This window comes from Clostridioides sp. LIBA-2809 (assembly GCF_056688965.1).
In genome coordinates this window covers 545,695-571,565 of the sequence record NZ_CP197004.1, presented here as the reverse complement: position 1 = coordinate 571,565, position 25,871 = coordinate 545,695, and the positions used below count along the sequence as shown (strand labels likewise).

21 protein-coding genes are annotated in these 25,871 nt (G+C 28.3%); 7 read left to right on the top strand and 14 right to left on the bottom strand.

Annotation, left to right across the window (positions count from 1 at the left end; genetic code table 11):
• Positions 1-16: 16 nt before the first annotated feature.
• The 9 genes from ACTG44_RS02975 to ACTG44_RS02935 form a co-directional block, all read right to left on the bottom strand.
• Positions 17-1,720, bottom strand: a complete 1,704-nt coding sequence (locus tag ACTG44_RS02975) for a HAMP domain-containing methyl-accepting chemotaxis protein (RefSeq protein ID WP_021383187.1) — start codon at positions 1,718-1,720, stop codon at positions 17-19.
• A gap of 41 nt (positions 1,721-1,761) precedes the next feature.
• Positions 1,762-2,721: a GGDEF domain-containing response regulator gene (locus ACTG44_RS02970; RefSeq protein ID WP_479921244.1), complete on the bottom strand. Its 960-nt coding sequence runs from the start codon at positions 2,719-2,721 to the stop codon at positions 1,762-1,764.
• Positions 2,722-2,856: 135 nt separating this feature from the next.
• Entirely contained in the window at positions 2,857-3,375 is a 519-nt protein-coding gene (locus ACTG44_RS02965) for a chemotaxis protein CheW (RefSeq protein WP_479918085.1), read from the bottom strand.
• A gap of 41 nt (positions 3,376-3,416) precedes the next feature.
• On the bottom strand, positions 3,417-3,902 hold the full coding sequence (locus tag ACTG44_RS02960; protein ID WP_021383175.1) for a chemotaxis protein CheD: 486 nt from the start codon (positions 3,900-3,902) through the stop codon (positions 3,417-3,419).
• Positions 3,899-4,483: a chemotaxis protein CheC gene (locus ACTG44_RS02955; RefSeq protein ID WP_265113932.1), complete on the bottom strand. Its 585-nt coding sequence runs from the start codon at positions 4,481-4,483 to the stop codon at positions 3,899-3,901. The genes ACTG44_RS02960 and ACTG44_RS02955 overlap by 4 nt, the downstream gene beginning before the upstream one ends.
• A gap of 97 nt (positions 4,484-4,580) precedes the next feature.
• The gene (locus tag ACTG44_RS02950; RefSeq protein WP_021383186.1) at positions 4,581-4,943 is read right to left on the bottom strand and encodes a response regulator; all 363 of its coding nucleotides are present in this window, start codon (positions 4,941-4,943) and stop codon (positions 4,581-4,583) included.
• 985 nt (positions 4,944-5,928) lie between these two features.
• Positions 5,929-6,228 carry a DUF6506 family protein gene (locus ACTG44_RS02945; RefSeq protein WP_021383155.1) on the bottom strand — a complete coding sequence of 100 codons (300 nt, stop codon included), beginning with the start codon at positions 6,226-6,228 and terminating at the stop codon, positions 5,929-5,931.
• Positions 6,229-6,383: 155 nt separating this feature from the next.
• Positions 6,384-6,884 carry a GyrI-like domain-containing protein gene (locus tag ACTG44_RS02940; RefSeq protein WP_479921243.1) on the bottom strand — a complete coding sequence of 167 codons (501 nt, stop codon included), beginning with the start codon at positions 6,882-6,884 and terminating at the stop codon, positions 6,384-6,386.
• Between the two features lie 171 nt (positions 6,885-7,055).
• Positions 7,056-7,967 carry a helix-turn-helix transcriptional regulator gene (locus tag ACTG44_RS02935; RefSeq protein WP_479921242.1) on the bottom strand — a complete coding sequence of 304 codons (912 nt, stop codon included), beginning with the start codon at positions 7,965-7,967 and terminating at the stop codon, positions 7,056-7,058.
• Positions 7,968-8,375: 408 nt separating this feature from the next.
• On the opposite strand from ACTG44_RS02935, the gene ACTG44_RS02930 reads away from it, so the two are divergent.
• From ACTG44_RS02930 to ACTG44_RS02910, 5 genes are all read left to right on the top strand, one after another.
• On the top strand, positions 8,376-9,227 hold the full coding sequence (locus ACTG44_RS02930) for a DUF3100 domain-containing protein (RefSeq protein WP_479918082.1): 852 nt from the start codon (positions 8,376-8,378) through the stop codon (positions 9,225-9,227).
• A 3-nt stretch (positions 9,228-9,230) separates the two neighbouring features.
• Positions 9,231-9,701, top strand: coding sequence for a hypothetical protein (locus tag ACTG44_RS02925; RefSeq protein WP_021383183.1), 471 nt, complete (start codon positions 9,231-9,233; stop codon positions 9,699-9,701).
• Positions 9,702-9,713: 12 nt separating this feature from the next.
• Positions 9,714-11,024, top strand: coding sequence for a M20 family metallopeptidase (locus ACTG44_RS02920; RefSeq protein WP_479921241.1), 1,311 nt, complete (start codon positions 9,714-9,716; stop codon positions 11,022-11,024).
• A 327-nt stretch (positions 11,025-11,351) separates the two neighbouring features.
• Positions 11,352-12,215 carry a MerR family transcriptional regulator gene (locus ACTG44_RS02915; protein ID WP_479921240.1) on the top strand — a complete coding sequence of 288 codons (864 nt, stop codon included), beginning with the start codon at positions 11,352-11,354 and terminating at the stop codon, positions 12,213-12,215.
• 225 nt (positions 12,216-12,440) lie between these two features.
• Positions 12,441-13,187, top strand: a complete 747-nt coding sequence (locus tag ACTG44_RS02910) for an MBL fold metallo-hydrolase (protein WP_479921239.1) — start codon at positions 12,441-12,443, stop codon at positions 13,185-13,187.
• A 266-nt stretch (positions 13,188-13,453) separates the two neighbouring features.
• Here ACTG44_RS02910 and ACTG44_RS02905 read toward each other — a convergent pair whose 3' ends face one another.
• Entirely contained in the window at positions 13,454-14,515 is a 1,062-nt protein-coding gene (locus ACTG44_RS02905; protein ID WP_479921238.1) for a GGDEF domain-containing protein, read from the bottom strand.
• 819 nt (positions 14,516-15,334) lie between these two features.
• On the opposite strand from ACTG44_RS02905, the gene ACTG44_RS02900 reads away from it, so the two are divergent.
• Positions 15,335-16,876: an AbgT family transporter gene (locus ACTG44_RS02900; protein WP_479921237.1), complete on the top strand. Its 1,542-nt coding sequence runs from the start codon at positions 15,335-15,337 to the stop codon at positions 16,874-16,876.
• A gap of 33 nt (positions 16,877-16,909) precedes the next feature.
• Positions 16,910-18,016 (top strand): M20/M25/M40 family metallo-hydrolase, encoded by a 1,107-nt coding sequence (locus ACTG44_RS02895; protein WP_479921236.1) that lies wholly within the window; start codon positions 16,910-16,912, stop codon positions 18,014-18,016.
• Positions 18,017-18,154: 138 nt separating this feature from the next.
• On the opposite strand, the gene ACTG44_RS02890 is transcribed toward ACTG44_RS02895, so the two are convergent.
• From ACTG44_RS02890 to ACTG44_RS02875, 4 genes are all read right to left on the bottom strand, one after another.
• The gene (locus ACTG44_RS02890; protein WP_021383158.1) at positions 18,155-19,441 is read right to left on the bottom strand and encodes a hypothetical protein; all 1,287 of its coding nucleotides are present in this window, start codon (positions 19,439-19,441) and stop codon (positions 18,155-18,157) included.
• Positions 19,442-19,731: 290 nt separating this feature from the next.
• Complete coding sequence (locus tag ACTG44_RS02885; RefSeq protein ID WP_479921235.1) at positions 19,732-22,854, bottom strand: bifunctional diguanylate cyclase/phosphodiesterase; 3,123 nt, start codon at positions 22,852-22,854, stop codon at positions 19,732-19,734.
• Between the two features lie 711 nt (positions 22,855-23,565).
• Positions 23,566-24,270 carry a response regulator gene (locus ACTG44_RS02880; RefSeq protein ID WP_021383194.1) on the bottom strand — a complete coding sequence of 235 codons (705 nt, stop codon included), beginning with the start codon at positions 24,268-24,270 and terminating at the stop codon, positions 23,566-23,568.
• On the bottom strand, positions 24,261-25,868 hold the full coding sequence (locus ACTG44_RS02875) for an ATP-binding protein (RefSeq protein ID WP_479919778.1): 1,608 nt from the start codon (positions 25,866-25,868) through the stop codon (positions 24,261-24,263). The genes ACTG44_RS02880 and ACTG44_RS02875 overlap by 10 nt, the downstream gene beginning before the upstream one ends.
• Positions 25,869-25,871 lie beyond the last annotated feature (3 nt).

Here is a 25,871-nt window from a genome sequence, read left to right as displayed (position 1 = left end):
TACAATATCTCATAACTTAAATCCACGATGATTCTCTTATCTCACTTTCTTTTAGATGAAATTTTTCTACTAGTTCTTTTAAAATTTGTGCTTGAGCCGACATCTCTTCTGAAGCTGCTGCACTTTCTTCTGCTGTTGCTGAGTTCATTTGGACTACTATAGAAATTTGTTCTATTCCAGATAAAATCTGTGTAATTGCTACTTCTTGGCTATGTACAGACGAAGAAATTCCGTTAATATAATCAGTAGTTTTTTCTACACCGTTTACCACTAAATCTAACGCTTCTGCAGTCTCTTTAGCAATTTTAACACCATTTTCTACTGTTTTAATGGCTTCTTCTATAAGAATTGCTGTATTTTGAGCTGCTTTTGCACTTTTACCAGCCAAAGACCTAACTTCATCTGCTACAACTGCAAATCCTCTACCATATTGACCTGCCCTTGCTGCTTCAACAGCTGCATTTAATGCAAGAATATTAGTCTGAAAAGCTATCTCATCTATTGTTTTGATTATTTTTGATATTTCACTGGATTTTTCACTTATTTCATCCATTGAAGTCATCATATCATCCATACATCTGCTTCCAAAACTAACTTGTTGTGCTGATTGGTCAGATACTTCACATGCAAGACTAGCACTATCTGCACACTTCTTAATTCCATCTGATATCTCATTAATTGTGGAAGCTAACTCTTCTACTGAGCTAGCTTGTTCAGTAGCACCTTGTGAAAGAGCCTGAGCACCTGCTGCTACTTGTTCAGATGCACTTGCAACTTGTTCTGCTGATAAATTTATTTCAGAAAAATCATTATTAAAAGAGTTTATTATACTTTCTAATGATGTTTTAATTGATTTAAAATCTCCTATAAATTCTTGGTCTATCTCTACTCTTAAATCTCCTTTTGCAATACTAGTCAGTGTACTGTCTATAAGGTCTATATAATTTAAAAGCATACTTTGCATCTTTTTAACGGAACCAACTAACATTCCTATTTCAGATTTACTTTCTTCAACATCTATACTTGTTCTTAAGTCTCCAGATGCAATTCTTGAAAAGTGTCTTTCTACTTTATTAATAGGAATCACTATCTTTAATTTTATTACTGTATATTCTATTATTGTCAGTATTATTAGTAGGGAAAGTATAAATATGGTTCTTAGTATTAAACTTTGTAATTCTTTTTTGACTTCTATAATTTCATTATTTGAACGGGTAGCTATATCCTCTTGAAATTCATTTATCAAAGAATCCATTCTTTCTTGAGAATTTATATACTCACTACCAAAAATTATGCTCTGAGCCATGCTCTTATCATTATTTTCAACTGCTTTCATAGCACTTTGTTCTGTTGGAGCCAAAGAATCTGATATTTCTTTTGCTTCTAAGATTTTATTAGATTCGCTCTTTGTAAGACCAATTCTTTCTAATTTATCTAAAGCCGACTCTCTTGTTTTTCCATATAGCTCTTTTTCATAAATATCTTTATCCTTTTTATCACCTGTAAATACATATCTTCTTAATACATCACTTACTTCTCTCGTTGTATCTTTTATATACTGACTTTGAGTTCTCAAATTATTCATATCATTAATGCTTTTTTCTACTTTTTCGAATGCTTTATAAGATGAAATCGAAGAAAAAATCCCTGCTAGAACAGCCATTACTATAATAATTAGCAATACAATTGCCAATTTAGAAAGCTTTACTTCTCTTTTCATATCTATACTCCTTTATAAAGTAAGTTTATTAAGATATTAGTTTATATCTTTTTTAATCCTTTCATTGTACTTACTACGCTACAATCTTTGCCTAAATTTTTACCCTCATACATTGCTTTATCTGCTAAGGATATGTTTTCTTCTAATGATATATTTGAGTTTACTTCTACTACACCTAATGTAATAGTGCATTTTATCTTGTTTTCTTTATAGTTGAATTCAAAATTTTTTATCTCTTTGCGAATTCTTTCTGAAAGTATTTTAGCACCTTCCATCGAAGTATTTGTAAGCATTATTAAAAACTCTTCTCCACCCCATCTTGAGACCGTATCAATCTGTCTACAATTCTTTTTTATTATACTTGATATTACTGTCAACACGAAATCCCCTGCTTCATGACCATAAGTATCATTGATAACTTTAAAATCATCAATATCGCCTAGAATAAGAGATATAGATGTCTCATTAAACTTATTAATTTTTCTTTGTTCCATAAGTTGATTAATTATATGTCGTCTATTGTAAAGGCCTGTAAGATAATCTCTTACAACGAGTCTATTCAATTTTTCAAGAGAAGATTCCAGCTCATTATTTATTTTTTTTAATTTATCTTGAGATTTCTTTACTTCAAGATGAGCCATAATACGAGCTTTTAATTCTGTCATACTAAAAGGCTTCACCATATAATCTATTGCACCTGCACCAAACCCCTTTACTATATCTGTATCTGCATTTTTTGAAGTTATAAATATTATAGGTATATCTGCTGTGCGAAAATTAGATTTTACTTCCTTACAAAAATCAAATCCAGAGTTATCTGGTAAAATTATGTCAAGTAAAATAATATCCGGTATACATTCTTCAATAAACTCTTTTGCTTCTATTGCATTAAATGCTTTTTTCACCTTAAAATTATCTTTTGTAAGTGTTTTATCTATTAAATCACACATTAGGACACTATCATCAACGACTAAAATTGTTCCTTGTTGCTTATTTTCCATATACAAACCTCTCTTAAACATAATATATTCAGATTTTAATAATTTAAAATTCTTATACTTAATAATTATACCACTACATTCTCAAATGTTCCCATCACAATCTCTTTATAATAACCTTTTAATTATATCTCTGTGTTACATGATAGTGCAATTATATTTATTAACTACTTCATCTATTAAAATTTCTTCTTTATCTGTCAAAAGTTTATCTAAATCTAGTAAGGTAATTATTTTACTCTCTATTTCTCCAATACCACTTACAAAATAATCTGAATATTCAAGAGTAACTCTTGGTGGAGGAGATATTTGACTTTTTTCTAAGCTTATTATCTCATCAACTTTATCAACCATAAATCCAACTAACAAATCTTTTGTTTCAATTACTACTATATATATACAATTAGTAATAATTAAATCAATTTTTTTAAGTCTCAAACGCATATCTATTATTGGAATGATTTTCCCTCTTAAATTTATTATACCTTTAGAATATGTTGGGAGTTCTGGAATAAATATAATTTCTTGATTTCCAACAATTTCTACAACCTTTTCAATCTCAATTCCAAAATCTTGCTCATCTACTTTAAATTTTAGATACTTAATTCCCTCATCAACTAACCTATAATCTAAATATGGGTCATCTGGAAATCTCATTTAACTCCTCCCTCCTAAATATACTCTCAATTAAATCTATATTATATTTTCTTTTTACCTTTATTTATTGAATCTACAAGCAATTCACCTGTCCCAGTACAAAAACGTATTGTCCTTCCATAATTCATACCTGTGTCTTCTGCTACTATTGGAATATTTAGCCCTAGAAGTGTTTTTTTTACTGCTTCAACATTTCTCTGCCCTATGCTTGCAATTGATGAATTGCTATTTCCTAAAAACATTTGAGCTCCTCCAGCAATTTTTGCTTTTATATATATTCTATTTGCACCTATATGCTCCATAGACTTGATAAGCTCATTTATTCCTGTATCAGCAAATTTGTATTTATTTTCAATGTTAATAGCATCTTTACTATATGGCAACATAACATGTAACATTCCACCAATTCCTGCTACCTTATCTATCAAACACACTCCTACACAAGAACCAAGCGCATATGTAACCAAAACATTTGGCTTATAAGCTATCTTCATGTCTGCAATGTTTACTACTATCTCCTTATTCATACTTCTAATCCCAATCTCACCAATATTTCCTTAAGTGAGCCCATTTCTGGAATCATCAAAATGTGACTAGTAAAATAATTATCACTCATTTTGAACTTATTTTCTATAAATAAAACTTTGTCACCAACATCTGAAAATCTTATCATAGGTACATTTAGGACAGCTCCAACCATATCAATACACATATCTGGAACTGAAATACTTATAGTCATGTCTAACATAGATGCTATAGCATTTACATATGAACTTGCCATAATATTTCCTATTTCTTTGATTGCTGAAATTTCAATATCTTCAATCTCATCTAAAATAGATTCTTCTTTATTAAAAAGAGAATTTAGCATAATTTGAGTTATTGATTCATCCAACAAAAACATAAACATTCCATTAATATCACCTTTCATATCTAGTAAAATACATGCTACTTTGTTTTCTGGACCACCAAGCAAATTTGTCGCTTCGTTATATTCAAGTATCTTTACCATTGGTATTAATACTTCTATATTGCTATTTATCATAGATGCAAGTGAAGTAATTGCATTCCCAGAGCCTATATTACCAATTTCTCTAAGAGCATCTATATGAGCATCATCAAGTTCTAAATAATTTATAATATAAACCCCTCCTTTTATTATTGCATTTATGTACTTTTCACTAAATCAGTGCGTATTTACATTCTTATTTTAAGGCATTGTTCACAACTTTGACCAATGTATCCGTTTTAAAGGGTTTTACTATAAAGTCTAATGCTCCAAGTTTTATAGCTTCTACAATCATATTTTCTTGTCCTATTGCAGAACACATCACCACCTTAGCATTTGAATCTAACTTTTTTACTTCTCTTAACACCTCTAAACCATCTTTTTTTGGCATTGTAATGTCAAGTAACATCAAATCAGGCTTTTCATCTTTAAATATATTACAAGCTTCTTCTCCGTCATTTGCTTCTACTAAATTCTCATAACCACTTTTACTCAGAGCTTCTTTAATCATCATTCTCATAAAAATAGCATCATCTACTATCAAAATTTTATTTTCCATAAAACTAACTCCTCCATATGTACAACAATAAATGCCTTTATTTTCAGTTATTATCTATACTATCTGACTATTTTTCGCTACATAATAAATGTATTTCATTGATAAATAAAAGTAATTATTTATGCCATATTATATTCAACCATATTAACACAATTTGTCAATGAAAAAACTTATATATATATTGTAATATATGTTTGGCATTTTGACGAGTTATTAAAAATATAATTGTATAAAACATAAAAGGTTGTCAGAAGTAATCAAATTAAGATAGAAATAACTTTATATCTTTTTATGTTTGTATGAAAAAAAATTTCAGATTCATCAAAATTATTTCTGTCTATTTATTTTTATAGTCTGCCGAATCTGTAATTTATCAAAAACGAAAATAGCTTCTAACACTACTCAAATATTCAATTACAAGTTTATTCGCTCTCTTCCAATATATCTTCTAGCTTACTTAACATTCAATAAAGAGTTGTTTACTTATTTAATTATATTTCTATATATGTATTATCGATTAAATTGGATTTAGCTTTATAGATTATTTTTTATATTTTTTTTAATTATATATTCATAAATCCAAAACTATTATCTTAATTTGTCCCTATATTTTTTTCTTTTCTATATTAAAAATTGCAAGATACATCCTGATAGTTATAAGTATCTTATTTCAAGTAAAAGTATTAAATATATAATAAAATAACATGTCTATACAAGTTCAAAGCGATATTGCTATTGTGAAGCATAAAAAAAGCAGTAAACCTTTTATAGATTCACTGCTTATAGTTATAAATAATAAAACATCATACAAGCATCATAGCTTTCTCTACTTATCTCTATTAATATAAAGTATAATACTTTAGAGTACTAAATGTATGCTTTTCTATCATTCTTTACTTTCTTTAAAATTCATTTTAGAGTATCTCTGAAAATACATTCTCATAGTCTACATTATGAAAAACACTGCCTATTAGAATATTTCCTATTAGAACATTTCGTCGCCACTCTTAAACCCAAAAGCTGGATGAAAATCAAATTTCACTGCACCTACAGCAACGTTTGGTCCAACAGCCTTTTTAATTCTGTAAATACCTTCATTACCAAAGCCAGCACATAATTCAATAGCTGTACATCCTTTTTCTACCATTTCTTTAGCTACAACTTCTGCTTCATCATAATTTTCCACACCAATAACATTCATATTGATAGTATCAGATGGAATAACTGCTCTTTGCTTCTCAGCACTAAGACCTTTAGCAACATAAATAAATGCACATTCAAACATAGGAAAATCCCCTTTCACAGTTCATGTATAAAAATTTTTCATAAAATTTTCAAACATTCTATTGTCTTGCTTCTAACATTTACTAGTTCATAATAACCCTTCATTTGACATGTGTCAATAACAAATTACATCTACCCAATATAGTACTGGTAAATCTACTTTATTCCTATGTAAATATGAATTTCATGTTTATTATCATCATATGTATTACCTTGATATTCTTCAAAATCACTAATATAAGTTCTGTCAAAATCCATTTGCCAAAATTCAACCCAGAAATCTCCTATCGCTTTGTGAATATCTCCTACTACAGTAAACTTTGCATACTTACCTGCTGGTATAACTTTACTTATAATAATTTCTCCAACAGCATCATTAGTATTTAATTCATCTAAATTATTGTCTTTATCAGCATTACTATTTACTTCACAACATGCAACAAAGTTATATGGATTTGTAAAATCTCCTTGGTAATCTGTATATAGACCTATTGTCTTTTCATTCTTTTTACCTTTTATAGAGTTATATATACCTTTTCCCATAAATTTCTTCCATGACTCACCTATATCTTTTAATGCTTGTCCATCTTGGTTTGTAGTCTCTTTTGATATTCCTACAACTATTTTCTCGCTTATATTTACTATTTCATAATCCATACTTTATACCTCACTTTGTTTTTATTAATGTGTTTTAGTTTTAAACTTATTTAATTCAATTATAATTTATAATATACGACACCTTTATGTCATATTTTTAATATAATTAGACTTAGTGAGATATTATGTAATGAATAAATTTTAAATAACCATTTTAATCCAATTATTATATTATAATGAGTAAATTTTAGACAACTCTTTTAGTCTAGTTATTACATTATCTCTAACTTCTTTAGGTTCAAGTATTTCAACATTATCCCCAAAGGATAAAATATAACCATAAATCCACTCACCAATAGGAAATTCAGCAATCACATCATATGTATTATCTTTATTTTTAGTTATTAAATCTTTATTAAAATCATCAAATACTCTAAAAAGCATCTTTTCTTTGAATCTCAATTTCAAAGTTATAGTATTTTCCTTAATTATCTTAGAATCATTAAAACATACATCTTCTACTGTCTTTCTTGAAAATATTTCTTCCTTTACATCTAAATTTTTTATCCTGCTAATTCTAAATATCCTAAAGTCATCCTTTAATTTACAAAATCCATATAAATACCAAGTCTTACTCTTATACATAAGTTTCATAGGTTCAACAGTTCTATTTGTCTGACTTGATAGGCTATTTACATAATTAAAATTTATAGTATTACGCCTTAAAATAGCTTCTTTTATTTTTGTAAATTTATCATCTTCATTAAAATTACTTCCCCATTCAGTAAAATCTATTTCAATCCAGTTTGCAAAGTTCTGCTCTCCAAATATTGAACCGATTTTATTTACTACTGAATTTATTTCTGGATACTTTGTTGCCTGTAAAGTTTTGAGTGCCACTATTAAACTCTCTTTATCTTCTTTTGATAATATGGTCTTATCTATAGAATACTCTTCTATTAAAGATATTCCTCCTCCCTTACCTTTTGTCATATATACTGGCACTCCTGACATAGATAAAGTTTCTATATCTCTATATATGGTTCTTGTAGAAACTTCAAATCTCTCTGCCAACTCTTTAGCAGTTACCAGTTTTTTATTTAATAGTATTACTATTATTTCTGTCAATCTGTTTATTTTCATTCATTACCACCTACTAGAATCATTAAATTTATTTAATCTAAGTTAGTCATACTAATTTTTAATGTTTATTTAAATCTTAAAATACTTTCATTCACTTGAAAATTTTAATTTATCATTTCTTAATTTTATATTATTTATTTTAAAGCTTTTTATCTATTATTCCTACAATATTTAAATAATTTTTCACGAATAAAATATATTACAGTATATTGAAAAATATGTAATATTTTACATTTTTTTCGTTGACAATGTTAAATTTTTGTTTTATCCTTAATTAAGGACATGTTAATGACATTTCTGAAACTTGTTTGAAATAGTTATATATTATATAGGAAAACGTATTACACTTGAGAAAGCGTATTTTTTATTTCAAATAAGTACAATACTTATTCTTTTGGGGAGGAAATTATGGAAAGTAATAAAAAACATTTTATTCAAGTATTTTTAACTTGCTTAATATTAGTAGTAATATGTGAATTTATAGGGCAAAGAACTATAGCTATTGGAAAAGCTTCTATAGTACTATTTCCTATGCTCTATGCAGTTATAATTGGACTTATAATAACACCAGATTTATTAGGGAAAAAAATTAAAGCACTTAAAAAAGCTATTGGGGAAAAAGAAATAAACATTGCTGGGGAAGTTGTTGGAATTGCACTAGTAATGCTTGGTATAAAATATGGTACTACAGTTGGTCCAAACATTGATAAGATAATTCAAGCTGGACCAGCATTCATCGCTCAAGAGTTTGGTCATATACTTGCACCAATCGTTGCATTACCTCTTGCCTTAATATTTGGTATGAAAAGAGAAGCAATTGGAGCTACTGCAAGTATAAGCCGTGAACCTTCTTTAGGAGTTATATCTGAGAAATATGGAATAAATTCTCCAGAAGGTAGTGGTGTACTTGGTACATATTTAATGGGTACAGTTCTTGGTACTATATACTTTAGTGTGCTAGGTTCAGTCTCTATCTATAGTGGTCTTCATCCATATGCTTTGGGAATGGCTTGTGGTGTTGGTAGTGGAAGTATGATGACAGCGGCTGCTGGTTCATTGTCTACTATGGTGCCACCTGAAATGGCAGATACAATACTTGCCTATGCAGCAACAAGTAATATGATGTCCAGTATAACAGGAATTATATTCTTAGTTTTTGTATCCTTACCATTTACTAATCTTATGTACAAGATTTTAGAACCTAAATTTGCTAAAAATAAAAAGACTAAAGAAATTGAAACAACAGAAGGAGAGTGCTAATAAATGTTTGCTAATTTAAATTTAAAGAAAAGTTCATATCAATTATTGGTTATGTCTGTTATTGGAGTTATAATTCTTATAGGGCAAAGAATTAGCGTTGGGACATCTATAGTTACAGCTCTTCCTGGAATGGTCATGTTAATATTAGCTGCTATGGCTGCTATGATTGTAAAAGATTTATTTCCTAAATCAATCTTTCCAGCCTTTGGATTTGCAACTATAATAGGTCTTTTACTTAGTATGCCATATAGCCCAACATCTGAAGTATTCTTAACAAACACTAATAATATTAACTTTATGGCTGTAACTACTCCATTACTAGCTTTTGCAGGAATTTCTGTTGGAAATAAAATAGAATCTTTAAAAGAAATGTCATGGAAAATAGTTATAATATCACTTATTGTTTTCACAACTATATTCTTCGCATGTGCGAGTATAGCTCATATAGTTTTAAGTATTCAAGGTAAAATATAGGAGGAATTTATTATGAACAAAGAACAATTAAAATCTCTAGTAATAAAGACTATAGATGAAAATAGAGAAAAAATATTAAAAGTAGGTCAAGGAATATATAATAATCCAGAATATGGATATAAAGAATTTAAAACTACAGAAGCTGTTTCAAACTTCTTTGAACAAGAATTAAACTTATCTGTAGAGAAAAATATAGCTGTAACAGGATGTAAGGCAGATGCAAATTCTAATAAAAAAGGTCCTCATATATCTATACTTGGAGAATTGGATGGCATATCATGTAAAGAACATAAAGATGCTAATGAAATAGGTGCTTCTCATACTTGTGGACACAACATTCAAATAGCTGGAATGTTAGGTGCAGCTGTTGGTTTAGTAAAAAGTGGTGTCTTAGAACATCTAGATGGTAAAGTATCTTTTATGGCTACTCCAGCTGAAGAATTTATTGAGTTGGAATATAGAGAACAATTGAAAAAAGAAGGAAAAATAACTTACTTCGGTGGAAAGCAAGAGTTAATAAAAAGAGGTTATTTTGATGATATAGATATATCTATGATGTTTCACTCTTCTGATTTAGGAGAAGATAAGGCTCTAGTTGGTCCTGAGAGTAACGGATTTGTCGGAAAAAAAGTTAAATTTATAGGTAAAGAATCTCATGCTGGTTCTGCTCCACATGATGGTATAAATGCTTTAAATGCAGCAATGCTTGCTATAAACAACGTAAATGCACTTAGAGAAACTTTTAAAGAATCTGAAAGAGTTAGATTCCACCCTATTATTACAAAAGGTGGAGATATAGTAAATGTTGTTCCTGCTGATGTCCATATGGAATCATATGTAAGAGCTAGAACTATAAACGGTATGATTGATGCTAATTCAAGAATAAATAAAGCCTTAATGGCTGGTGGAATGGCAGTTGGAGCTGAGGTTGAAATAACTGAAATTCCTGGTTACTTACCAATATTACGATACAAAAATCTTGATAATTTATTTAAAAATAATCTTGAAGATTTGGGTCTAGAAGGAAAAGTTGTTGATGGTGGAGATTTTACAGGTTCTTTCGATTTTGGTGATGTATCTCATATAATGCCTACTCTTCATCCTATGATTGGTGGTGTAAAAGGTGCTCTTCATACAAGAGATTTTGAAATAGTTGATGAAGATTTGGCTTACATAATCCCTGCAAAAGCAATGGCACTTACAGTTGTAGACCTTCTTTTTGATAATGCTAAAGATGCTAAAAACATATTAGATGCCTTTACTCCAGTTATGACTAAAGAAGAATATCTGACATTCTTAGAAAAACACGATAAAACTTTATAAGTATATTTTTCTAATATAAAAGATGGTATATGCTCTAAAAGCTATACCATCTTTTCTTATCTTTCTCTTTATTTGTAGAATACCTTATTACCGACTTTTTACTTTTCAAATAAAGCACATCTCATAAATCACAACTAAAATAAAACATATTGTTCTTAGTAAAATCCTTAATATTATTTAGAAAAAATATAACAAAGATATTGACCCTTACGTATAGTGATAGTATACAGTAGTAGTTAGAGATAGGGTTAATAAGTAAATGCTATTTCTTGCAAAAATAATATTAGCTAGGTCTCAATTACAGAGTATGAAAGAAGGTGAATTAAAATGATGACAGTAAAACAGGTCTCTTCGCTAACTGGTATTAGTATACGTACTCTACAGTTTTATGACGAAATTGGTTTATTTAAACCTACAAAAATAACGAGTGCTGGATATCGATTATATGATGAGAAAGCATTAGAAGTTTTACAACAAATTCTATTTTTTAAAGAACTTGATTTTACATTAAAAGAAATTAAAATAATCATGGAAAATCCTAAATTTGATATGATTACTACATTTGAGAATCAACGAGAACTAATTCAAATAAAAAGGGATAGATTAAATGCTCTATTAGAGTTACTTGATAAACTTATAAAAGGAGAAAAATGTATGGATTTTAAAGATTTTAATATGGATGAATATTTTCGTATATTAACTGAGTTCAAAGAAACTCATACTGATGGAATTATCAAGCAGTTTGGAAGTATTGAAAACTTTGATGAAATGATTTCAGAAATGAAGTCTAATGAAAACAAAATAGCTGATATGGCAACTAAACAGTATGGAAGTATAGAAAAATACACAAAAGCTATGGAAAGTAATCTTCAAAATTTTATATCTAATGGCTCTACTATTGACCAATCAGAAGTATTTAACCTTATAAAAAAAAGTGATGATATTACAAAAAAACTTACAGAAAATCTAAGTAAAGATGTAACATCTTTAGATGTCCAAGAATTAGTTGGAGAGCTAATTTCCTTTACTGATGAAATTAACAACGGTATTGATATGGGAGATAACTATTGGTTTATTATGTCTGAAAATTATATATCAAATCCTACATTTATTGAAATTAATGATAAGAAATATGGAGATGGGGCATCAAAATTTATTGGGTTTGCCCTAAAAGCATATCTTGAAAAGTAACAACTTTACACTACAGTTATTATTTCATCTTATAAGTTGCTAATCCTATAAAGAATTAGTGCTAGCCCCACAAAACTCACAAAAAAGTAGCATCTGTAGATAATGCAAATATTTACTGATGCTACTCACTTTAAAACTTTTAAGACTCTGTTGAAGTATAAATATAAGTATGATATATTCTTTCTAACTATACAAATTTCTATTTTAATTTAAGGTGGTGCAAAAATGTTTAATGCAGGAAACCTAATTGTAAATAATTGGTTATACCCTATTCAAGACGGTTTTGTCTTGATTGATACTGGATATGAAAATGGTTTTAAACATTTCAAAAAACAAATATTCAAATCCAACATAAAAATCAAAGACATTAGATACATATTTCTAACTCATGCCCATGATGACCATGCAGGTTTTATAAATCAGATTTTAGAAGAATCTCCTAATACAAAAATTGTCATGCATGATAAAGCTTTAAAAGCTCTATATAAAGGACAAAACTCTTTTATTGGTGGATGCACAAGTCGTACCGCTTTTCTCTTTTGTCAAATTATGAAACTGTTTGGAAAAGGTGGACATTGTTTTCCTACACTAAAGCAAGAGTTTGAAAAAAGATGTATTCTTATCTCTGACAATAATCTAAAAGAAATTGAAAAAGAATTAAATGGAAAAATCATAGAAACACCTGGACATACTTCTGATTCAATTTCCCTACTACTTAATAATGGTACTTTATTTTGTGGAGATTCTGCAATGAATGGCTTTCCAAGTATTCATAAAATCACCATATTTGCAGAAAATAAAATGGAATTTGCTCAATCTTGGGAAACAATTATAAATACAAAACCCAAGATGATTTATCCTGGACATGGAAAACCATTTGAACATAGTAGATTAGAACAAAATCTTCACTATGCACGTAAAATAAAGTTATATCCTCTGCGCAATTCAAAAGATATTCATAGATTTTTATAAAAAATATAAAACACATTACTTTTATTAATCTTTAAACTGTATCTAGATATAATTTTTTATCCCATATATAATCTCAAAAATACGATACTCTTATTTTTAGAGTTATAAAAGAAAGTACACTCTATTAAAAAATAATAAACTTAGATTAAGGAGCTGATACTATGGATATACACAAATAAAAAATCAATTTTGAAATACCAATCAAAATTGATTTTTTATTTCTAAAGATTCTATACATTTTTGGTAGAATATAGTAAAATATCTAACTAATTTATACGATAGCATCCTTTCCCAGCTTCCTTTGCTGAATAAAGAGCTTCATCTGCTTTACTATACAGCTCCTCAAAATTGATAATGTTTTCATCACAAATAGAACATCCTAAACTTATATGAAACACATAATTATCATTTGACAAATCTTCCATATTATTTAACACTTCAAATAATTTTTCAAATCGTATCCTACACTTCTCTTCGTTGGTTAATTCCACAGAATAGATAGCAAATTCATCTCCGCCTAATCTTAGTGCAATACTATCATAGAATACATTACTTATATTTTCAGCCACAGCTTTTAAATAATAGTCTCCTACTATATGACCATAAGAGTCATTAATGTACTTAAAATCATCTATATCAATAAGAATAAAGGCACCATATTTTTTCTTAGACATGAGTTTTTCAATCATCTCAACTCCAGAACCTCGATTATATATACCTGTCAATAAATCAATTTCCGATTTTTCTCGATACTTAATATAGTTTTCTACACTTTCAATACGGTCATTTAGAATAAAGAAATTGACACCAACAGCTAAAAAATAAAATGTAACTAAATCAACTAAGTCTGCCATAAACATATTGATATCCTTTGCTATAAAACAACAGATACCATAAACTATAGCAGTTACTGTTATATAAAGAACTATTCTCCAAGGTTTATCTAATATAAATAGAGGAAGTACACATATAAATACCATGATTGTAATTGATGGTTCTGTTTTATCTAAAAAAGTTCCCATCAAAATACCCATTATCATAACTGGTGTTAATACTCCATAAAAAATATAGGTTATATATCTAGTGTGTTCTTTTAAATAGAATCTACAAAGGATATGAAGAATAAGAAAATATCCAAATATAAGAAAAAATTCTGTATTAAATGTAACTACTTCTGATAAAATCAATCCAAATATAAGAACCATAGCTGAAATGGTAAGCCCTACTAGAGATAAGCCACTCAAACTATAGTAATTTCTAAGTCTAATTTCAGATTGATACAAATCCATCTTCTTTGCTCTAAAACTTCTTAATATTGTCTCTAGCATCATATCCTCCTTATACATCACCTACACTTACTTATGAATCATTTAATACTTCTATCAGTACAAATACTATCAATACTCTTATAAATAAAATCTTATGTTACTGATTAATTTAAAAAGTGATTTAACTATAGTATTTTTTATAGTTTAAAGGATTTTTCTAAGAATTTATAATTATAAATGGTTTATATTTCCATTAGACTTTCGATAAAAAGATGCTAATATTAACATATATTTTAGATAAACCTACAAATATCTTAATTTTAATTTAATATTCCTTTACTTATTACTCGGATATATTATATCATTTCAATATACAAAAGTCATCAAAAAGAGACACACAGTAAAGAGATACACTCTCATATAAATTTTATAATCCTAATTTGCATAAATTGTTTGTATAGGTAATCTTTATACTATATATATATTACAAAGAACTAATAATTGATTTTTTCTTTTCAATTTTGAACCAAATCTACACTCTAATTATTCTAATGGCTTAATCTTATCTTAGAGTATTATTTTAATAACTTAATCTTCCACTAGCTTTTTATAAAATTTTGTTTTAAAATTAATTTTAAAGCGTATATATTATTCAAATACATTAGATATAGTTCGTCATTAATCTACTTAAAGCATATTTAATTAACACTACCCATCCAGAAAATTCAGAAAATTGCATTGACATAGTTAAAAGTTTATTTTATACTTTTTTTAGGACATATTGTGGACACGTCTTAAATCGACAATGGTAATTTTAATTATAAGCTTGACCACAATACTTATTTTTTAATTATATTTTTAAACATTAGGGAGGATATTATGAATGATAACGTAGTTAAAAAGAAAAACTTTTTTGACAGAACATTAAACAGAATAGAAATTGTTGGTAATAAACTACCAGACCCAGTTACAATATTTTTAGGGCTATGTGTACTCTTGCTTATACTATCTAGTATAGTTGGCTCTATGGGTATATCAGTAGTTCATCCTGGTACAGGTGAAACTATAACAGCTGTAAATTTACTGACTGTAGAACAACTTCAAATTCTTTTAGGAAATATAGTTAGTAACTTCCAAGGATTTGCTCCTTTAGGACTAGTTTTAGTAACTATGATAGGTGCTGGTGTATGTGATAAAACTGGACTTATGACAGCAACAATCAAAGCATCAGTAAGCAAAATTCCTGAAACAAAAGTAACTCTTGTTGTAATGACTATAGGTATGCTTGCAAATATTGCATCAGATGCAGGTACGATACTATTTCCACCATTGGCTGCACTTGTATACCTTGGTGTTGGTAGACATCCACTTATAGGTTTATTTTCTGGATATGCAGCAGTCTGTCTAGGATTTGCCGCAAATATCATGATAAGTGTCAATGATATACTTGCTGCAAGTTTTACAGTTCCAGCAGCTCAAATGATTGATTCTGGATTTCAAGCTAATGCAACAATGAACTTATTTTTTATGATAGCATCAACTTTTGTTCTAATACTGTTGGCAACATGGGTAACAGAAAAAATTGTAGCACCTAGATTTGGTAAGTATGAAGGAAATGCAGAATTAGATGTTGATGGTAGTCTTAATGATGTAGAAAAAAAAGGTCTTAAAAAGGCTGGTATAAGTATATTAATATATGTAGCAATCATAATAGCTCTTAGTGTAATTGGTAAAAAACCATTCTTAGCTGACCCAGAAACAGGAGATTTACTATCAAATAATGCTCCTCTTATGAAAGGTATGGTACCTATCATAGCATTAGCATTTTTTATACCTGGTGTTGTATATGGAAAAACTATTGGTAAAATAAAGAAGGACAAGGACGTTGTCTCTATAATGGCTAGTGCAATGAGTGATATGGGCGGATATATAATACTAGCATTTGCAGCTTCACAATTCCTACAATTATTTACAAATAGTAATTTAGGTCTAATACTGGCTGTAAAAGGTGGAGAATTTTTAAAATCAGCAGGCATAAATGGGCCTTTATTATTGATAGGATTTATTATCTTGTCTTGCTTTATAAATTTATTTATAGGTAGTGCATCTGCAAAATGGGCTATCCTTGCACCTATATTTGTACCAATGTTTATGATGGTTGGATATAATCCAGCACTTACTCAAATGGCTTATCGTATAGGTGATTGTATAACAAACCCACTTAGCCCATTATTCCCATACTTCCCTATTATACTAGCATTCACGAGAAAATATGATAAAGATGCTGGTATGGGTACTGTAATAGCTAACATGATACCATACTCAATCTCATTCTTAATAGTGTGGACTATATTATTGATATTATTTATGGTATTTAATATTCCATTAGGACCTGGAATACTACCTTCATATAGTATGTAATTTATTTAAATCTTTCTAAAAGGAGAAAAATTTATGTTAGATAAAAATAGACTTATAAATAATTTTATGGATATGGTTAGAATTGATAGTCCATCTAATCAAGAATTAGAAATGTCTAAATGGCTAGTAAACTACTTAAAAGAAAGAAATATAGATGCCATTATAGATGATGCTGGTGAAAAATATGGTGGTAATACAGGTAATGTTATTGCCCATATAAAAGGTGAAGAAGGAAGCCGACCACTTTGTTTATGTGCACATATGGACCAAGTTCAACCTTGCTTAGGTGTAAATCCTGTACTAGATGGTAATGTAGTTAGAAGTGATGGAACTACTACACTGGGTGCAGATGATAAGGCTGGAATAGCTGCTATACTTGAAGCTTTAGAACATGTTATTACAGAAAAAATACCACATAGAGATATTTATCTTTGTTTTACAATCTGTGAGGAAGCTGGTATGCATGGTGTTAAAAACTTCAACCCTGATAATTTACCTTGTAAAGATATAGTGATTTTAGATTCTGGTGGAGCTATTGGTTCGATAGCATATAAAGCTCCTGCTCAACAATCTATAAAAATCTCTTTTTATGGAAAGAAAGCACATGCTGGTATAGAGCCTGAAAAAGGTATAAATGCTATATTGGTAGCCTCTCATGCAATAAGTAATATGCATATAGGTAGAATAAATTCCTTAACTACTTCAAACATAGGTAAAATAGAAGGTGGTGGGGCTACAAATATAGTAACTGATAAGGTTACATTGACTGCTGAAATTAGGTCTCATATACCTGAGACATTAGAATATGAGCTTAATCATATGGAAAAATGCTGTAAAGATGCTGCATCTAAATTTAATACTACTTATACTTTTGAATATAATATGTCTTATCCTAGTTTTGAACTTAGTAAAGATAGCCATGTTTTCAAGTTGAGTGAAGAAGCAATAAGAAAAGTTGGTGTTGTTCCAAATCCAATGGTAATTGGTGGTGGAAGTGACGCAAATATATTAGCTAATCTTGGATATAATTGTGCTATATTAAGTCTAGGTATGTATGATGTTCACACAGTTAATGAATATGTAAATATAGATGAATTATATGATACTGCTAAAATAGTTTACCATATGATTAAATTATAAATATTACAATACATCTATTTAAATTATAAAACTAAAAACCTATGTATCTTCAACTTTATAAGTTATATCTTAAAAGGTTGTTTTACATAGGTTTTAGTATTTCATATAATAATTTATCACAGTAGTTTATATGGTTTTTTAGAACAATATTTCAGTAATATTTTTTGGTCTTCCTCCACCAATACTAGTTTCTTTAGCACATATTCTACCTAGGTCTGCACTCACTATTTTATTTAATATACGTCTTGCACTTCTTTCGCTTACATTAAGATATTCTGCCAATTCTTTTGAATCATAAATTTTACTTTTTCTATTTTCACTTATAGCAATAATTTTTGCAACTGACTCACAACTCATTCCCGTCTTTTTAGATATATCTATTACTTTTTCATCAGATAACATTAAAGAGTAATTTAACTCATTTTCTGAAGCTAAAGGACCTCTTATGTTTTCATCTTCATCTACTAAATATATGCCAATTTCTTTTGAATCTATAGAATGCCTTAATGCTTTATGTGCATTATTTTCAGCTTGATATGCAGTTACTCCAGTACCAATTCCTATACTAAGAGAAAATCCCATATCTTTTATATCTCTCTTTAGTTTAAATAACTTGTCATAATTATATTCATTATCAGCTACCCCTTTATGAACAAATACAACATAATCATTCCTTCCAAATAAAAATAGGGAACCTTGAATACTTCTCACATAGTTTACTACAAGCTTATCCATATCCGATTTTTTTATCATGTCAGAATAATAGTTATCTATCTTTTCTTTATAATCTATTATACTAAGGATTTCAACAGCAATCTGAGAAAATCTAGCCTTACTTAGAGCATATTCACTCTTTACTTTCTCATAGCTTTCTTTGATTAATTGTATAGTAGCTTGTAGTCGAAATACTGGATAACCTCTTTCTTTTAACTCATTGTATACTGCACCAAAACCAGTTAACATTATGTCTGTTTTCTTTTCTTCAAATAGCTTTATGTGCCATTCTACAAGCTCAGATTCTCCAACTTCCAAAGAAAATGGATTACAAAACACACTTGTAGCTTTAATATCAAATTCTTTAAGTGCATCTTCTACTACATATTTATCTACTACATCTATACTGAATTTATCTAAATTTATATTTACGCTTTTGATTGCCCAAAATGCCTTCATTATACTTGTCCCACTTCTTGGTACAAAGGAATGTGGTTTACTTATCTCATACTTAGATTTTATAAATTCATAAACTGCACATCCTGTAAATATAATAGCATCACATTCATCTTCACATTTAGAAATAACTTCTATTGTATCTACCACTTTTTCTCTTACATATATTTTAGTTTCTAAATCACTGTCTATCTGTTTTAAATCATCCTTTATCTTAAAGCCAGAGTCTGAAGGACCTATAATACCCACTATCATAAACTTCGCTCCTAATCCATAGATTTTATACTTTCTAAAAATTATACCCTCATTGCTTTCTCTTTTTATCTAATTTATTATCTCACATTCTATATTTATGGTAAAGAACTTATACACAAACATCTCTAGATAAATTTTTTACTAAAAATTTGAATTTTAGACACTACAAAGTCTGTACATGTTTAAACTTAGAAATGTTATTTTGTTAAACATATACAGACTATTTTTACAAGATTTTTAGATTCAATTTATTTGAAATGTTCTTAAACAATTTACATAAATCGTTTATCTTAAGTTATAACCAATTGACTCCCTTGATTGTTATATAATAAATTCTCAAAATCATCACTTGGGATTGGCTTACAATAGTAATAACCTTGGATTATTACACAATCTAAACTCAATAAAAATTGAGCTTGCTCTTTTGTCTCTACACCTTCTGCAACTACATTCATATTTAAATCTTTTGCCATATTTATAGTATGTTTTAAAACTATTTTTTCTCTTTCTGTAATTTCTTCATCATTAAAAAAACCACAGTCAATCTTTAATGTATCAATATTAATATTTTTTAACATGTTTAATGAAGAGTAAGCTGAACCAAAGTCATCCATATTTAAAACAATACCATCAGTTCTAAGCTCGGCTATTATCTTAGCAAATAATTTTATATTTTTAATAAATAAACTCTCTGTAAGCTCTAATTCCAAAAACGATATTGGTATATTATATTTTTCTATTAGGGTTAAAACTATTTCTCTAAAGTGTGGATTATGCAAATGCAATCTTGATACATTTACAGATATAGGAACTGGCTCTTCACCTGAATCTATCCATTTTTTAATCAAGAAACATGCTTGTTCCCATACATACATATCCAATTTAATGATAAATCCATTCTTCTCAAATAGAGAAATAAATTTTATTGGAGGTATTATACCTTTTTCTGGATGAACCCATCTAACTAATGCCTCTGCCCCAACAATTTTATTTATCTTAAGATTATACTTGGGTTGTAAATATACTTGAAATTGTCCATCTTCAAGTGCATATTCCATTTCTCTTTCCATCTGTTTTTCTTCAAGTGCATCATTTCTTATAGTCTCATCATAAAACATATAATGATTTATACTCTGTTTTTTTACTTTCTTATGTGCATACCCCGCCATTTCACAAGCATTTGTAATTGGTATATGATTATCTAAAATTCTATAAATCCCAAAACATGGTACTAACATATATTCAAACTTTTTCATATTTAAATTATTAGTAATTTTATAAATTAATTTATGAATATCTCTATCTGAATAACTCTCATAAAATATGTAAAATACATCTGCATACATACGGCAACATATATCATTAGAATCAAGGTTTTTTTGAATCAATTCTGCAATATATATTAATGTTCTATCTCCTTCTCTAATACCATAAATGTCATTGATTACTTTAAATTTATCTATATCCATCATTATAATAGCATACTGTTTATCTGGATATTCTTTGAGTAATAGAGTTGTTTGTTGACAGAAACCTTCATAACTATATAAACCTGTCAACATATCCTTCTGATTTTTATGTATTTGCATAAGATAATCTATGTTTTTAATAGCAACTAAAATATGTGTCTGTTCATCACCTAACTTGTTTATGTTGGTAATCTTTAGTACACAAATTGATGCCCAATAGTACCTTTTATCTATTCCTAGACGTCTATACTCAAAACTTAACTCTAAATCGTCTTGTTCATTATTACAGAAATTATCAAGCGACTTTAAAAAATTATTTCCATCAAACAATATTCTATCACCCGGATGGATTAAATATTTTTTAATATATAAAAAAGTTTCCTCTATATTTTCCTTCATAGGGAAACTAAAAATATTATTTTCTGATTGATAAATTTGCGTAATTAAATTTTGTTCTATGGAAATAGCTAAGATTATATCATATGTATTATATGCCAATTTTTTATAAGCCTTAGAATAACCCTCACTCACTACATTATCAAAATACACCTCATTATCTAAGTCTCTATGCTTAAATAAAATATCGTTAGTAGAATCACTTAGATTATTCATTTCCTCTATTTCATTATTCTTCAACTTCTTCTTATTATAGTATCTTTTCTTATCTTGGTACATTCTCTCATCAGCAATTTTAGTCAATCTATATATGTCGATATTATTTTCACTCCAAATACTTCCTATAGCTACACTATATACCATAGTTTCCTTAAATTCTTCACTTAACCAAATTACTAATTCTTCAAAGAGTTGTTTTGAGATATCTTCACATAATACAACAAACTCATCTCCTCCAATACGGTAAACATTATGAGAATGAAAGTATTTTCTTATTGTTACACAAGCTGATACAATAGTAGAATCTCCTCTCGCATGTCCAAAGCTATCATTAATGTCTTTTAATCCATTTATATCTATAAATACAACACCCATGGATTTAACTTTATTATTGTCAAAATTATCTATATATTTAATATATTTATTTCTATTATATGCTCCAGTCAAGAAGTCATAATAACTCATATAATTTAATTTATTTTCTACTTTCCTTTTTTTCATCTCAGTTAATAAGAAATAAGATAGAGATGTTAAAAGAGAAGTGTCTCCAACAGCCTTTTGTGGATTGTCAACTCCAATAAATCCTATTATTTTATTATCTTGTTTTAATGAAGAAGCCATTAAACTCTTAATTTTTTGAGGTTTTAAAATTTCATACTCCATTGGCTGTGTTTCCCTTATACTCTCTATATTATCAATTATCACAAAGCCTTTTTGCTGGAATAATAAAAACCAATTTTTTAATTCATTAATATCAAGATTTTCCAATGATTGCCTCTGTTGCTCAACACCTTCGTTACACCATTCATATGTATTGGTTATTTTTTTTCCATCTTCAGAGACTTCAAAAACATATGCTCTATCAGCTTTGTGGAATTTCCCAATATTACTTAGAACCAGATTTACAGCATCAGAAAAATTAGATTCTGTTATAAGATGTTTAATACATCCAACTAGTAGCTCCTTTATTTCTAATTTTTCTGCTATTGACTTACTTATATTTTCCTTTTCCGTAATATCAAGAGCTATTTCTAATCGTGCATATTTACCTTCCCATTTAATCAACTTATCCTTTAATATAAAATGTCTATTTGTTCGAGTATTTGTATTTTCCCATATATAATATTTATCTTCTTTCAAAATGGAGTTTGTGCAAAATTCGCAAGGAGAATCTTTACCTTGTAATGCTTCATAACACTTTCTATTAGAGATATCATCAAGCCCCATTGTCTTTTTTCCAATTTTATTAATATATAAAAGTTCATATGTGTCCAAAGAAGAAACATATACAATTTCATCCAATTCATCTACTAAGTTTATCATCTTCATTTATGTATAACTCCTTTTATCCAGTTTGAGTTTTTGAAGCTTTAAAGTTTTGCTATACATTTGGTGATGATATTATACTTTTTTATAGTCGAAAATATCATCTTAATAACGTTATATTTTTTGATAAATAGAACGCACCATTATGTTAATTATAGAATAAAGTTTTGTAATACTTAATTTAATACATATATATAGTAATATCTTATATTTAGCTATTCCAAACACGCAAATTATAAATATTTCTATAGAATAAATAGTTCAATCATACAGAAAGATAATACCTTATCTTTTTAAAAATATGCAAATTATTACTACAATTAATAATTGATTAAAGTCCTCCAATTATAATAAATTCTCCATATTATTCCTATAGATATATTATATAATATCACAAAGATTGATATAAAAATAAAAAAAATAACTTTTTATATCAATATATATTGTTTAAAAATAATATATTATGCATAAATAAATTTTCTATAAAAGATAATGTTTATATTAGATTAATCCTCAATTTGAAATGTATTTTATTTCTTAAAGATATATATTTTTTAATGCAAAAAGAGCTATACATATTTAAGATTAGATAACTTGATTTTATATCTATTCATTATAAAATATATATAGCTCTTTCTATTCGTTTTAAAATATTTATATTTGCTCAAATGACAAATAATTTTTATCCAATTAGTATTCATCTTAATTTAGCAACTATTCATCTGCCATACGATAACCCACTCCAACTTCAGTCAAAATATACTCTGGCTGAGCAGGGTTCTTTTCAATCTTTCTCCTTATGCTTGCCATAAATACTCTAAGGGACTGATTTTCACTTTCATAGTAATTTCCCCAAACTTTATCTATTATAAATTTATGAGTTAAAACCCTCCCTGAATACTTAGACATCAATTCGATAATCTTATATTCAATTGGAGTTAAATGTATTTCTTTATCATTAATTGAAACAGTATGATTTTCATAATCTATCTTTAGATTTTTAACTTCAAAATTCTTTGTAACATCATTACTTATATTACCTTGTTGAGCCTTATTTCTAAGTGCTACACGAACCCTAGCTAAAAGCTCTGTTACACTAAAAGGTTTTGTCAAATAATCATCTGCTCCTCCATCTAAAGCCTCAACTTTATCTCTCTCATGTTCCCTTGCTGAAACAACAATTATTTTGTTATTTTTGGCACACGATCTAACTCGTCCAATTACCTCAATCCCATCAATATCTGGCAGACCTAAATCTAAAATTATTAAATCTGGGTCAAGAGAATGTATGAGCGATATAGCTGTCCCTCCATTATCAGTCTCTACACACCTATAGTTTTGAGTTTCAAGAGACACTTTTATAAATTTACAAATTGGCTTATCATCTTCTACAACTAGAACCAATGGCTTTATTTCCACTCGTCTTTCGCCTCCTCTTCATATATAGGTATACTAAATCTAAATGTAGCTCCTCCAGAAGGATTATTGAAAGCGACAATTTCTCCACCATGAGCTTCTACTATAGACTTACATATCTCTAATCCAAGACCAATACCTCTTCTTTCAAGATTTCTAGATTTATTCTTAGTGTAAAATCTATTAAATATATTATCAATATCCTCATTTGGTATTCCTTTTCCATTATCTGAAACTTCAAATATAACTTGATTTGATTCTTTACTTACAGTTAATTCTATTTTAGAATTTTTAGGTGTATGTCTTATAGCATTATCTATTAAGTTTACTAAAACTTGCTCTATTAACAGTACATCCACATGAACTACTATTATCTCTTCTGGAATATTAGTTTGTATATCTCTATTATTGGCAAATTTCTTAACTCTTAGTATGGATTCAGCTATTATCTCATCAACAACCTCTGGTCGTTTTTCAATATCTAACTTGCCTTCATCTATTCTAGTCATACTAAGTATATTCTCTACAGAATGAGTTAGCCAACTTGTATCTTCATATATATTTTTCAATAATTCTACTCTAGTTTCTTTATCTATAACATCATCATTTTCAAGTATAGTTGAAGATGAACCTAATATACTTGTAAGTGGTGTTCTCAAATCATGAGAAATTGACCTAAGTAAGTTTCCTCTTAATCGCTCTCTTTCTGCGTCAAGGTTCGCTTTTTTATTCTTTTCAAATAAATTTTCTCTATCAATTGCCAACGCGACTTGTGTTGAAACTGCTTCTAACAATATCTTTTCATTTTCTGTAATAATATCTATTTTAAAACATGCAATACCTATAACTCCAAGAACATTTGACTCTTGACCCTTTATAGGAAAATAGTACGCACTGCTCCTTTTACAATATTTTGTTCCTATTCCAACTGGCTCGCCTGTCCTAAAAGCTTCTTTTATGGCTTCCTTCTCTAATACTGAATGGAATATGTTCTCACTACCATCATTATTACAAATATAAATACTTGGCTTGCCTAAATTATTATCATCATCTGCAATAGTTACTATAACAGTTCTATTTAACATGTTTACTAAATTAGACCCACAAAATTCAATAATTTGGTTCTTATTTTTTGCTTTAAGTAATGTTTTATTATTCTCATAAAGCAATCTTATCATTTTTTCTCTTTTATGAGAAAGTCTCACTTCTCTTTTTATTCTAGAAGTTAAGGTACTTGTTATAATAGCTGCCATCAGCATAATACAAAATGTTATAGGGTAATCTTTCCTATACGCTAAAAAAGTATATAATGGGTGTGTAAAGAAAAAGTTAAATGATAGCACTCCTATTACTGAAGAAAGTATTCCAAAAAAATACCCATACGTTATACTTGTAGCAAACAGTACACCTAATATATATACCAGTATAATATTAGATTCATTAAAACCTATCTTTTCAAAAACTACTGATATTCCAGTAGCAATTATCATAACCAATATAGTTTTTATGAAGTCCTTAATAATCACCTTTTTACTGAGATAATCATCTTCATCATAATCATACTCTTTTAAGTCTTCATGATGTAGTCGTTCCTTTTTCATCTA